Source organism: Bradyrhizobium sp. 186 (assembly GCF_023101685.1).
In the GTDB taxonomy this organism is placed as follows: domain Bacteria; phylum Pseudomonadota; class Alphaproteobacteria; order Rhizobiales; family Xanthobacteraceae; genus Bradyrhizobium.
The window spans coordinates 3,568,892-3,580,973 of sequence record NZ_CP082164.1; the positions used below are offsets into that span (position 1 = coordinate 3,568,892).

Here is a 12,082-nt window from a genome sequence, read left to right on the forward strand (position 1 = left end):
TAAGCCGCCGTTGAGTTGCCTGGTCCGCTCCGATGGTCTCGGAGGGCTCAGGAGGAACGTTTGAGCACCACCCGCTCGATCTTGCCCACGATCACGAGATAGGCGAACGCGGCGACCAGCGCATTGGCGCCGACGAACACCAGCGCACCGTTGAAGGAGCCGGTCGCCGCCAGGATGTAGCCGATCACGATCGGAGTGCTGATCGAAGAGAGGTTGCCGAAGGTGTTGAACAGGCCGCCGGAGACGCCGCCGGCTTCCTTCGGCGAGGTGTCGGAGACCACCGCCCAGCCGAGCGCGCCGATGCCCTTGCCAAAGAAGGCGAGCGCCATGAAGCCGACCACGAGCGCCTGTCCGTCGACATAGTTGCAGGCGATGATCGACATCGACAGCAGCATGCCGCCGACGATCGGGATCTTGCGCGCCATGGTCAGCGAGCCCGTCTTGCGCAGGATCGCATCGGAGATGACGCCGCCGAGCACGCCGCCGATGAAGCCGCACAGCGCCGGCAGGGTCGCGACGAAGCCGGCTTGCAGGATCGACAGCCCGCGCTCCTTGACGAGGTAGACCGGGAACCAGGTCAGGAAGAAGTAGGTCAGCGTGTTGATGCAGTACTGGCCGAGATAGACGCCGAGCATCATGCGGTTGGAGAGAAGCTGGCGGATGTGATCCCAACCGGGGCCGGAGGCCGCTGCGCGCTCGTTCTTCAGATCATCCTTGGGCGCGTCGAGATCGACCAGTGCGCCGCCCTCCTTGATGTAGTCGAATTCGGCCTCGTTGATGCCGGGATGCTCCTTCGGGCCGTAGATGGTCTTGATCCAGACGAAGCCCATCACGACGCCGAGCGCGCCCATCACGAAGAAAACGTAGCGCCAGCCGTAGTCGTGCGCGATCCAGCCCATCAACGGCGCGAAGATCACGGTCGCGAAATACTGTCCCGAGTTGAAGAAAGCCGACGCGGTGCCGCGCTCGTTGCCGGGAAACCAGGCCGCGACGATGCGGGCGTTGGCGGGGAAGGAGGGCGCCTCCGCAATGCCGACCAGGAAGCGCAAGCCGAACAGCAAGACGATCGCGGTGCCGGCGCTGAAGAAGCCGACCCAGCCCTGCAGCATCGTGAACAGCGACCAGACGATGATGCTGAAGGCATAGACGAGGCGCGAGCCGTAGCGGTCCAGCAGCCAGCCGCCCGGCACCTGTGCGATCACATAGGACCAGCCGAAGGCCGAGAAGATGTAGCCCATGGCGACTGGGTCGAGATGGAGCTCCTTGGACAGCGCGGGGCCCGCGATCGAGAGCGTGGCGCGGTCGGCGTAGTTGACCGTGGTGACCAGGAACAACATGGTCACGATGAGCAGCCTGACGCGAGACCTCCTCACGTCCGCTGCGGACACAACTGCGCTCATCATGCGCCTCCTTAGAACTTGAATGTTTCCTCGCGACGACTCCTAGAGGCACGCGTGGCAAAGTGTCCAAGTTCAAGGGGGTATCGATCGATACCGTTTTTGGATTGATGGAACGGCAGGTGGCGGGAACGGTACGTGGAGAGAGTGTCTTCACGCGGTTTACTGCTGCGCGCGCGGCAGCAGCTGCGGCAACAGTCCGCGCGTCACGCCGGGCGGCACAGCATCCAGCCCGAGCACGGTGCTCGCGGCTGGCAGCGTGGCGTCCGCCATTGCGGCGTGGCCTTCGGCGGAGGGATGCACGGCGCCGCCATAGACGGCGGAGAGCACGCCCCAGGTCGCGTCGTGGATGTCGGTCGGCTGGCTCGCGGCCGGCAAGCCTTGCGGATAGGTCATCGCCGCAAAATAGCTGTCATTGGCGTCGCGGATCCAGCGCGCGCGGGGCAGGTAGGCGCGATATTCGGAGGCGCTGCGGCCGCACAGCATCGGCTGGCTCGCGGCCGACACGATGTCCGGATTGAAGCTCTGGCCGTTCTCGGCAAAACAGGTGCGGTCAAATTCGGGATCGTTGCCGGCATGCGCGCAGAAGCCGTGATCCGCGAACGCGACCTGATGCGAATCCACGAAGGTCATGCGGTCGGCTTCGGGATCGCGACAGAGCGCGCCGCGCGTGCAGGTAGCGAGGCCCTTCAGTTGCGGCAGGAACTCGGTATCGACGAAGGTCGAGACGCGGGCGAGACGCTGCGGGTCGGCGTTGAAGGCGGGATGGATGTCGAAGCCGGCACGGCCGCCGCGGCAGGGCACGCCGCCGTCCGCGAGCGCCGGATTGGCATAGGAGACATAGACGACGTGCGAGAGGTCGCCGCCGACGAGCGGCTTCAGCGCCTCGCGCAGCTTGACGAAATTCTGCGGCAGCTCGCGGGCCAGCGCGTCGCGGGAATCGTCGACGCTCGCCATCACGCCGGAGCGTCGGAACAGCGCGCGCTCGGTTGCGGTCTCGACGATGACGTCGGCGACGAGGCCGGAGAAGTAGATGTCGTTGGCGCCGATCGAGAGCAGCACGAGGTCGAGCGTACGGTCGGGCTGGCGCTTTTTGGCGGCGGTGAGCGCTTCGCGCAGCTCGGCGATTTGCGCGTTCACGCTGGTCTGGCAGGCGCCGCTCTTGCCGGGGAGGCACTCCCGGGCGCGCTGCGAGCCGAGCAGACCATCGCCGATGCTGGCGCCGGTACAGGCGAGCGGCAGAAATGTCACCGCGATATGCGTATAGCGCACCGCGAGCGCCAGCGCCGTGCGAGCCTGGTAGCTGTAGAGCGAGCGGTGGCAAGGGGAGTTGAACCAGAGCGCGCCGTAGCGCTGCCAGTTGGCCAGCGTATCCGGCGCCTCGCAGGCGCGGCCGCCCTTATATCCAGCGCGGCTCGGCCGGTAATATTGCGCGCCGGCGGTGCCGAGATAGGAGCGGAAGCAGAAGCCTTCATCCGACAGCGCCAGCGGGCGGTCCGGATTGCCTTCGCCGGAGGCGATGCTGTCGCCCAAGCCGGCGACGAAGATATCGCGGACCTGGATCTCGGCCTGGACACGCTGGGTTGGATCTGAGCCGGAGGAGACGTCGACGCTCGCCACCGTCTGCTTGCCGTAGCGGACGCGCAAATTCACCGGCTCGGCGCAGTCGAAGGTCGAGGCTTGCTGCCCGTCGCCGTCGTCGAACGACCAGGCGCAGGTGGCACCGACCGGCACCGCGCCGGTCAGGCGCACGGTGACGGGGTGGTCGATCGGGGTGAGGTAGTTTTCCTTCACGTTGTCGCGATTGCAGGGCTGGTTGACCCGGCCCTGGAGGTCGATGCAGAGCCGGTTGACCATGTTCCGGGCCCAGCCGCGGCCCTCGCTCTGCAGCTCCAGCGACTGCTCAGTGGCGAGGATGCTGCGGTTGCGGGCGTTCTCGGCGTGAAGCAGGAAGTCGCGCTCCTCGCGGAACAGCCGGAAGCGGTTGCGCACTTCCCAGCTGATCTGGATGGCGCCGGAATCCTGCGCGGCCACGCGCTCGAACGGCAAAGCGGTGAGGAGCCCCGCGAGCAGCAGGGCGCCCGCGAGGAAAGGGCGAAGGGATACAGGGATCATGGCCCGCGTCTTCAACGGCAAAGTTGAGGCGGAAATAAGAGAGGAACTGCTCCCCCGCCTGCAACTTTGTCTGACGGTTTTGCGGGCCGCCGTCCAGCGGCTTAGCGTTTGGCCTGCCGCAGCGACCGTTCGCGCTCCATCGCTGCTACCTGCTTGGGCAGGTTGGCCTGCGCGCAGGCCTCCGCCAGCCGCCGGCGCTCCTGCCAGGGCTCCACGACGTTCATCCAGAGCTCGCGTGCGCCCATGATGGAGATGGCAAGACCGAACGGGATCACGAAATAGAGGATGCGGAAGACCAAAAGGGTCGCCAGCAACTCCTCGCGGCCGAATTCGGGCAGCGCCACCAGCATGGCGGCGTCGAACACGCCGAGCGAGCCCGGGGCGTGGCTGGCAAAGCCGAGCAGCGTCGCCAGGATGAACACGACGGCGAGCGACAGGAAATCGATCGGCGGATTGGCCGGCACCAGGAGGTACATCGCCAGCGCGCAGAAGCCGAGATCGACCACGCCGATCAGGATCTGCACCAGCGTCAGCGGCGCGGACGGCAGCACCACCTTCCAGCCCTTCTGGCCGAGCTCGCGGCGCTTCTCGCCCATGCAGAGCCAGACCAGATAGGCGCCGATCGAGGCAAGGCCGCCGAGCGCGATCAGCCGGTTGATCGACGACGGGAGCTGATCCATGTAGGAGGCGGCAGCCGGATGGATCGCCATGCCGATCGAGAGCACGAAGATGTTACCGAGCCAGAAGGTCAGGCCGGACAGGAAGCAGATTTTTGCGACGTCGATCGCGTTCAGCCCGTAGTCCGAATAGATCCGGAAGCGGATCGCCCCGCCGGTGAACACGGTGGCACCGATATTGTGGCCGATCGAATAGGACGTGAAGCTGGAGAGCGCTGCGATGCGATAGGGCACGTGCTTCTTGCCGATCGTTCGCAGTGCAAAAAAGTCATAGAAGGTCAGCGTACAGAACGCGAAAAACACGCAGATCGCCGCCAGCCCGATATTGCCGCGGGGAATCTCGGTTAACGCCGTCAGGATGACGCCGGTATCGATGCCCTTGAGGGTCCGCACAAGCGTGGCGATCGCGAAGGCAATGATGAAGACGCTCGCGGCAATTCCAAGCCGTCGCCAGCCGATCCATCTCTTGAAGCCGCGTTGCAACGCGGGCAGCAGTCCGTGCATTCATCCTCCCGGCGGGGGCAAGTCCGACCCGCCCAGGCATTGGCGCGTCGGGTGCGATCGCTGCCAAGGCGGGCGTCGATCGCTAGGTATAATCTAGCTCATTTAAGGCAAAAAGGGCGGCTTGTGCAGCCCTTGACAAGGATAGGTTCTGCGTTGAACCGGCCGCCCTTGTCACATCTGGTACACATTGGCGGCGCGTTAAGCATTCGAGTCGCGCCAGCCGCTCACATCCCAGCTCCTGGCGCGGCCGGCATTGTTCCAGCGCAAGCGATGCAGGTTTTTTTCGGAACATCGTCGCGGCGTGCTGGTTAGGGGCGCATCAGCAATCGAACATGGCAGGATGCGGCTTCGCGTGCGAAGACGTGCCGTCCTGTTCCCGAACGTGCGAGGATTGGAACGATGGGACTGTTCACAAAAGACATCAAGACCATGAACGACCTATTCGTGCATCAGCTGCAGGACATCTATTATGCCGAGCAGCAGCTCACCAAAGCGCTGCCGAAAATGGCAGATAAGGCCACCGATCCGCAGTTGAAGCAGGGCTTTTTGACGCACCTCGAAGAGACCAAGCAGCACGTCAAGCGTCTCGAGGAAGTGTTCAAGATGCATGGCGCGCAAGTGAAGGCGGTGGATTGCCCGGCGATCGACGGCATTATCGAGGAAGCCGACGAGACCGCGGGCGAAGTCGCCGACAAGGCCGTGCTCGACGCCGCGCTCATCAACGCGGCGCAGGCCGCCGAGCACTACGAGATCGTGCGCTACGGCAGCCTGATCGCCTGGGCCAAGCAGCTCGGTCGCACCGATTGCGCCAGCGTGCTCGCCAAGACGCTCGAGGAAGAAAAGGCGACCGACAAGAAGCTCACGGTGCTCGCCGAGAGCAAGGTGAACCTGCGCGCGGCCGGCTAGTGAGAGTATAGCAAGGAAAGAAGAAAGCGCCGCACGGCCGACGCGCGGCGCTTTCTTTTTGGCAAACATCCTTCGGCCATTGTCGAAATATGGTGGCGGGCCGGAAGCGTATGTTTCGCATGGGGCTGCGATCGAGGTGCAGCATGCGAGCCGATACATTCAAATTCGAATCCTTCGACGACTCCAAAGGCGCCTCGCGTGCTACGCGTCTCGCGACGTCTCTCACACTCGCCGCGATGAGCCTCGGCTATGGTGTGGTGCAGCTCGATGTCACCATCGTCAACACCGCGCTCGATGCCATGGGCAAGACGCTCGGCGGCGGCGTCGCCGAGCTGCAATGGGTGGTCAGCGCCTACACCATCGCCTTTGCCGCCTTCATCCTGACGGCGGGAGCGCTCGGCGACCGCATCGGCGCCAAACGCGTCTTCATGGCCGGGTTTGCCATCTTCACCGCGGCCTCGCTCGCCTGCGCGGTGTCGCCCAATGCCGTCGCGCTGATCGGCGCGCGGCTCGTCCAAGGCCTGGCGGCTGCGATCCTGGTGCCGAATTCGCTGGCATTGCTCAATCATGCCTATCCGGACGACCGCCAGCGCGGTCGCGCCGTGGCGATCTGGGCCGCCGGTGCGAGCCTGGCGCTGACCGCGGGTCCCTTCGTCGGCGGCGGCCTGATCACGCTGGTCGGGTGGCGCGCGATCTTCCTGGTCAATTTGCCGGTCGGGCTCGCCGGCCTGTGGCTGACCTGGCGCTATGCCGCCGAGACCACGCGCTTACGCTCGCGCGAAATCGATCTCCTTGGCCAGTGTGCCGCGATCGGCGCGCTCGGAGCACTCGCCGGCGCGATCATCGAGGGCGGCGCGCTCGGCTGGGGGCATCCGGCCGTGGTCGGAGCTTTCGCCGCCGCAACGATTCTCGCAGCGCTGTTCGTATGGCAGGAAAGCCGCACGGCTCAGCCGATGCTGCCGCTATCGCTGTTCAGTCACCGGCTGTTTACCTTGACCACGATCGTTGGCCTGCTGGTGAACATCGCGATCTACGGCCTGATCTTCGTGCTCAGCCTGTACTTCCAGCGCGTCAACGGGCTGTCGGCCTGGTGGACCGGGCTCGCCTTCATGCCGATGATGGCTGCGGTGCTGCCGGTTAATCTGCTGGCGCCGCACCTCGCCGAGCGCATCGGCTCGTGCCCGACCATCGTCGTCGGCGCCTCCATCTCGGCGCTCGGCTGCCTAGGACTGCTTTGGATCGAAGCCGGGACGAGCTATTGGACGATCTGCGCGCAGATGATCGCGATCAGCGGCGGGCTCGGACTCCTGGTGCCGCCCTTGACCTCGACTTTGCTGGGCAGCGTCGAGAAGGCTCGCTCCGGCATCGCGGCAGGGGTGCTGAACGCGACCCGGCAAACGGGCAGCGTGCTTGGCGTGGCCCTGTTCGGCTCGCTGATCGCCGGCGAAGGCGCGTTCATGGAAGGCCTGCATCTGTCGCTGGCGATCTCCGCGGTCGTCCTGTTGCTGGCCGCCGCCGTGATCGGGTTCGGCGCACGGGCGCGAGGATGAACAATGTGAGCGAACGCGCACATCGTCCGTTCACCATTCCCGGAACCGGCTCGTAGCCGGTTACCGACTGTCCATCTCTGCCGGTTCTAGTCCGAAGTTTGCGCTTGGTTTGACCTGAAAGACGAATCCTTTCGGGCGGATGGGCGGAGAGTAGTTTGCAGTTTGTATCCATGTAACGGGGATTCCCAAATCAGTCGAGATGTGATTCGATTTGGGAATGTTCATCGAGACGATTCCCAATCGAGGCTCGCCGCCTGCGGTGCTGTTGCGGGAGGCGTATCGCGACGAGCATGGCCGCGCGCAGAAGCGGACCTTGGCCAATCTGAGCAAGCTGCCGGTGGATTTGATTGGCGGACTGAAGGCTCTGCTCAAGGGCGGCACGGTGATTGGCACCGGACCGGACGAGATTCAAATCGAGCGCTCACTGCCTCACGGCCATGTTGCAGCGGCGCTCGGGACGATCCGCAGAATTGCACTGGATCGGCTGATTTTAAGCACGACGAAGGATGAGGCATCGCGACGCCATTACGATCTGGTGGTAGCCATGATCGTTGATCGGTTGATTGCGCCACGCTCGAAGCTTGGCTTTGTACGGGCGGTGGATCAGGAGACGGCAATCTCCAGCCTCGGATCGGTTCTGCGCCTGGGCAAGGTGAAGGAGCGCGAGGCCTATGAGGCGCTCGATTGGCTGGTCGAGCGCCAGGCGCGGATCGAGACCGGCTTGGCGCGGCGACATCTCCAGGACGGCGTGCTGGTGCTCTACGACGTCAGCTCGTCCTACTTTGAGGGCCGCTGCTGTCCGCTGGCGCGCTATGGCCATAGCCGCGATCACCGGGGCGACCGGCCGCAGATTGTCTACGGGCTGCTCTGTACGCGTGAGGGGCTGCCGATTGCGGTTGAAGTCTTCGACGGCAACACGGCCGATCCGAAGACGCTGAGTTCTCAAGTCCAAAAGATCAAGGATCGCTTCGGGATCAGCCGTATGGTGTTGGTCGGGGATCGGGGAATGATCACCTCGGCACGCATCCGCGATGATCTCAAGCCGGCGGGCGTCGATTGGATCACCTGCCTGCGCGCGCCGGCGATCCAGGCTTTGGCGGCGGAGAACGGGCCGCTGCAGCTGTCGCTGTTCGATGACCGCGATCTCGCCGAAATCAGCGCCCCTGACCTGTTCCCAGGCGAGCGGCTGATCGTCTGTCGCAATCGCGATCTGGCAGCCGAACGAGCGCGCAAACGCGAGGATCTGCTGGCCGCGACCGAGCACGAACTTGCCCGCGTTCAAGCGCAGGTCCAGCGCAAACACTCTGCGTTGCGCAGTTCCGCCCAGATCGGCATCGCGGTTGGTGCGGTTTTGGACCGCAAGAAGATGGCCAAGCACTTCGACGTCGAAGTGGCCGATGGCTATCTCTCATGGCAGCGACGGATCGAGCAGATCGAGGAAGAGGCTCGCCTCGACGGCATCTACGTCATCCGAACCAGCATACCCGCTGGGCATCTCGACGCTGCAGAGGCGGTTCAGGCCTACAAGGACCTGTCGCGAGTCGAACGCAGCTTCCGGTCCATGAAAACCATCGATCTCGAAATACGGCCGATCCGCCACTGGACGGCACAGCACGTGCGGGCCCATGTCTTCCTGTGCATGCTGGCCTATCACGTCGAATGGCACCTGCGAGAAGCCTTGGCGCCGCTGTTGTTCCACGACACCGACCTTGAGGCCGCCCGGGGAGAACGGACCTCTCCCGTCGCCAAGACCGAACCATCTGAGGCGGCGAAGGCCAAGAAGGCAACAAAGCGATCAGCCGACGGCCATCACGTCATGAGCTTCGATGCGCTCATCGCCCATCTCGGCACGCTGGTCCGAAACACGATGCGCGTGCCCCTTCACACCAAGCATCGCTTCATGCTCCATTCCACACCAACCTCCGTCCAGGAGACCGCGTTCAAGCTGCTCGATCTTGACCCGCTGCGTGTCCAGTAATTGAAAACACCGACCGTCAACTTATCGAGTCGGATCAATCCCTTGCACACTTCCCAAGCGAAAACTTCGGTCTAGTGCAGGTCCTATAGGGGCCGGCAATGTATCAAGTTCTTTACTGTCTCACGGACCAGCATGACTGGCAGCTTGTTGCGCTCGGCGGCGCGGTGTGCCTGCTCGCAAGCGCGGCGGCGATCAGCCTGTTTCACCGGGCGCGCGCGACGCAGGGACCCGGGCGCCTGGCCTGGATCAGCCTGGATGCCGTCGTCAGCGGATGCGGCATCTGGGCGACGCATTTCATCGCGATGCTGGCCTATGGGCCGGGTGCCGATGGTGCCTACAACATTCCGGTGACGATCCTGTCGCTGATCTTCGCGATCTCCGTGACCTTCGTGGGATTGAGCATCGCGGTATCTTCCGCGCGGACGCGATGGATCGTTCTCGGTGGCGCCATCGTCGGCGGCGGCGTCGCGGCGATGTACACCGGTATGGCGGCGCTGGAAATTCCCGCGCGCGTGAGCTGGGCTGAAGGCACGGTTGTCGCCTCGGTCCTGTTCGGCATCGTCTTTGCGGCGCTGGCGCTGTTCGTCGCCGCGCGCCGCGACGATCTTTCCTACGCGCTGGCCGCGACCGCCCTGCTGACGCTCGCCATCGTCGCGCATCATTTCACCGCGATGGGCGCGGTGCTGCTGACGCCGGACCCGACGCTTGCGATCAGCGCGATGTCGATCGCGCCGGCCTCGCTGTCCTTCCTCACGGCCAGCGCCGCGGTCGCGATCATTGCGATCGCGCTCGTCGCTGCGCTGCTCGACCGCCGCGCCAAGGGTGAATTGGGGCGCCAGCAGATCGTGCTGGACACCGCGCTCGAGAACATGTCGCAGGGGCTGTGCATGTTCGATGCGGACGGCAAGATCATCCTGTTCAACGAGCGCTACGCCGCGATGCTCGGCCGCACCGATATTCCGCTCACCGGTCGCCGGCTCGTCGACGTGCTGCGGGAGGAGCAGGCCAAGGGCCAGTGGCTGGGCGATGCGGGCGAATTCTTCGCGCGCCTCGTCGCCGACGCGCGCGAGGGCCGCACCACGACCGACGTCGTGAGCAGGTTCGGCCGCTCCATCCGTGTCGTCAACCAGCCGATGCAGGGCGGCGGCTGGGTCGCGACCTTCGAGGACATTACCGAGTGGCTGGCGGCGCTGGCGAAGATCTCGCACATGGCGCGCCATGACGCGCTGACCAACCTGCCGAACCGCGTGCTGTTCCACGAGCAACTCGAGCAGGGTCTGCGCCGGGCGAGGTCGCACGACCAGCTCGCGGTGCTCTGCCTCGATCTCGATCACTTCAAGGACATCAACGACTCCCTCGGCCATCCCATCGGCGATGCGCTGCTCAAGGAGGTCGGCCGCAGGCTCGCGGCCTCCGTCGGCCAGAACGACACCGTGGCGCGACTCGGCGGCGACGAGTTCGCCGTGGTCCAGCTCGGCCGGTCCGAGGAGGCCGCTGCGGCGCTGCTTGCCGGCCGTCTCGTCGAAGTGATCTCCGCGCCTTACGAGATCGACGATCATCAGATCGTCATCGGCGTGTCGATCGGCATCTCGTTGTCGCCGCAAGACGGCGACAATCCGGACGAGTTGTTGAAGAATGCCGACCTTGCGCTGTACCGCGCCAAGGCGGACGGCCGCGGAACCTATCGTTTCTTCGAAACCGGCATGGATGCGCGCGCGCAGGCGCGGCGCCTGCTGGAGATGGACCTGCGCGCGGCGTTGCAGCGCGACGAGTTCCAAGCCTACTACCAGCCGATCCGCGACGTCGCCAGCGGTCGCGTCGTCGCCTTCGAGGCGCTGCTGCGCTGGAATCATCCGCAGCGCGGGCTGATCGCACCCCTGAGCTTCATTCCGCTCGCCGAGGAGACCGGACTGATCGTCCAGCTCGGCGACTTCGTGTTGCGCTCTGCGTGCACTGATGCGGTCACCTGGCCGGACGATGTCGACGTCGCCGTCAACCTGTCGCCGGTGCAGTTCAAGAACCCGAATCTGATCGCATCCGTGACCGATGCGCTGGCATTGTCGGGGCTCGCGGCGCGCCGCCTCGAGCTCGAGATCACCGAATCCGTGCTGCTCCAGAACAGCGAGGCGACGCTGACCACGCTGCATGAGCTCCGCGCCATGGGCGTGCGCATCTCGCTCGACGATTTCGGCACCGGCTATTCGTCGCTGAGCTATCTGCGCAGCTTCCCCTTCGACAAGATCAAGATCGACCGCTCTTTCGTGTCGGAGCTCGCGACGCGCGAGGATTCCATGGCGATCATCCGCGCCGTGACCGGTTTGGGGCGCAGCCTCGGCATCGTCACCACGGCGGAGGGGGTCGAGAACGACGCGCAGCTCGAACTGCTCCGGCGCGAGGGCTGCACCCAGGCGCAGGGCTATCTGTTCAGCAAGCCGCGTCCTGCGTCCGACGTGGCGATGATGCTGGACCGGCCGCGGCTGCGCGCGTCGGCGTAAAGCCTAGCTGCGGCGCAGCGCGAAATGCGCGCCGCAGAACGCCATCACGGCGCCGAGACACAGCGCGGCAAGGCCGGCGAGCACGCCGGAGACGGTCGGGATCGGGCTCGGCGCTGAGGCCGCTTGCCCTGCACCCGCCAGCAGAAGCACACCGACCGCGATCAGGAATTGCCGCATCCTTTGCGGGATCTGGCCGGAGACGGCGCTCTGCATCAATGTCGCTGTGAAATAGCCGCCGGAGAAGCCGACGGTTGCGATCAGCCACCAGGCGATCGCCGCGCCCGCCGGCATGAACTCATGCGTGTCGGAACGCCAGAGGCCACCGAAGTCGAGACCGTAGCGCGCCCCGAGCATGTGAACCGCGAGCGCGAGCAGCACGCCGGAGATCACGGCGGCGCCGAGAATCAGCCGGCGCGGAAAAAAGGTCGTCTCAGCCATGCCCCGCTTGTAGGATGGGCGA

General features: G+C 65.0%; 8 protein-coding genes. 4 read left to right on the forward strand and 4 right to left on the reverse strand.

Going from position 1 to position 12,082, the window contains the following annotated elements:
- Positions 1–47 precede the first annotated feature (47 nt).
- From IVB18_RS16980 to IVB18_RS16990, 3 genes are all read right to left on the reverse strand, one after another.
- On the reverse strand, positions 48–1,400 hold the full coding sequence (locus IVB18_RS16980) for an MFS transporter (protein ID WP_247990174.1): 1,353 nt from the start codon (positions 1,398–1,400) through the stop codon (positions 48–50).
- A gap of 159 nt (positions 1,401–1,559) precedes the next feature.
- Entirely contained in the window at positions 1,560–3,512 is a 1,953-nt protein-coding gene (locus tag IVB18_RS16985) for a hypothetical protein (RefSeq protein ID WP_247990175.1), read from the reverse strand.
- A gap of 101 nt (positions 3,513–3,613) precedes the next feature.
- Positions 3,614–4,693 (reverse strand): YbhN family protein, encoded by a 1,080-nt coding sequence (locus IVB18_RS16990; RefSeq protein ID WP_247990176.1) that lies wholly within the window; start codon positions 4,691–4,693, stop codon positions 3,614–3,616.
- A 399-nt stretch (positions 4,694–5,092) separates the two neighbouring features.
- On the opposite strand from IVB18_RS16990, the gene IVB18_RS16995 reads away from it, so the two are divergent.
- The 4 genes from IVB18_RS16995 to IVB18_RS17010 all read left to right on the forward strand — a co-directional run bounded on the left by IVB18_RS16995 (position 5,093) and on the right by IVB18_RS17010 (position 11,622).
- On the forward strand, positions 5,093–5,599 hold the full coding sequence (locus tag IVB18_RS16995; protein WP_247990177.1) for a ferritin-like domain-containing protein: 507 nt from the start codon (positions 5,093–5,095) through the stop codon (positions 5,597–5,599).
- A 143-nt stretch (positions 5,600–5,742) separates the two neighbouring features.
- Positions 5,743–7,149, forward strand: coding sequence for an MFS transporter (locus tag IVB18_RS17000; RefSeq protein ID WP_247990178.1), 1,407 nt, complete (start codon positions 5,743–5,745; stop codon positions 7,147–7,149).
- A 217-nt stretch (positions 7,150–7,366) separates the two neighbouring features.
- Positions 7,367–9,127 carry an IS1634 family transposase gene (locus IVB18_RS17005; protein ID WP_247990179.1) on the forward strand — a complete coding sequence of 587 codons (1,761 nt, stop codon included), beginning with the start codon at positions 7,367–7,369 and terminating at the stop codon, positions 9,125–9,127.
- 98 nt (positions 9,128–9,225) lie between these two features.
- A complete protein-coding gene (locus IVB18_RS17010; protein WP_247990180.1) occupies positions 9,226–11,622 on the forward strand; it encodes an EAL domain-containing protein in 2,397 nt (798 codons plus the stop codon).
- Positions 11,623–11,625: 3 nt separating this feature from the next.
- On the opposite strand, the gene IVB18_RS17015 is transcribed toward IVB18_RS17010, so the two are convergent.
- Positions 11,626–12,060 carry a hypothetical protein gene (locus IVB18_RS17015; RefSeq protein WP_247990181.1) on the reverse strand — a complete coding sequence of 145 codons (435 nt, stop codon included), beginning with the start codon at positions 12,058–12,060 and terminating at the stop codon, positions 11,626–11,628.
- Positions 12,061–12,082 lie beyond the last annotated feature (22 nt).

What these genes read in the sequence shown, in the direction of transcription:
- IVB18_RS16980 (WP_247990174.1), bottom strand. Translation starts at nt 1,400, where the DNA reads ATGAGCGCAGTTGTGTCCGCAGCGGACGTGAGGAGGTCTCGCGTCAGG.
- IVB18_RS16985 (WP_247990175.1), bottom strand. Translation starts at nt 3,512, where the DNA reads ATGATCCCTGTATCCCTTCGCCCTTTCCTCGCGGGCGCCCTGCTGCTC.
- IVB18_RS16990 (WP_247990176.1), bottom strand. Translation starts at nt 4,693, where the DNA reads ATGCACGGACTGCTGCCCGCGTTGCAACGCGGCTTCAAGAGATGGATC.
- IVB18_RS16995 (WP_247990177.1), top strand. Translation starts at nt 5,093, where the DNA reads ATGGGACTGTTCACAAAAGACATCAAGACCATGAACGACCTATTCGTG.
- IVB18_RS17000 (WP_247990178.1), top strand. Translation starts at nt 5,743, where the DNA reads ATGCGAGCCGATACATTCAAATTCGAATCCTTCGACGACTCCAAAGGC.
- IVB18_RS17005 (WP_247990179.1), top strand. Translation starts at nt 7,367, where the DNA reads ATGTTCATCGAGACGATTCCCAATCGAGGCTCGCCGCCTGCGGTGCTG.
- IVB18_RS17010 (WP_247990180.1), top strand. Translation starts at nt 9,226, where the DNA reads ATGTATCAAGTTCTTTACTGTCTCACGGACCAGCATGACTGGCAGCTT.
- IVB18_RS17015 (WP_247990181.1), bottom strand. Translation starts at nt 12,060, where the DNA reads ATGGCTGAGACGACCTTTTTTCCGCGCCGGCTGATTCTCGGCGCCGCC.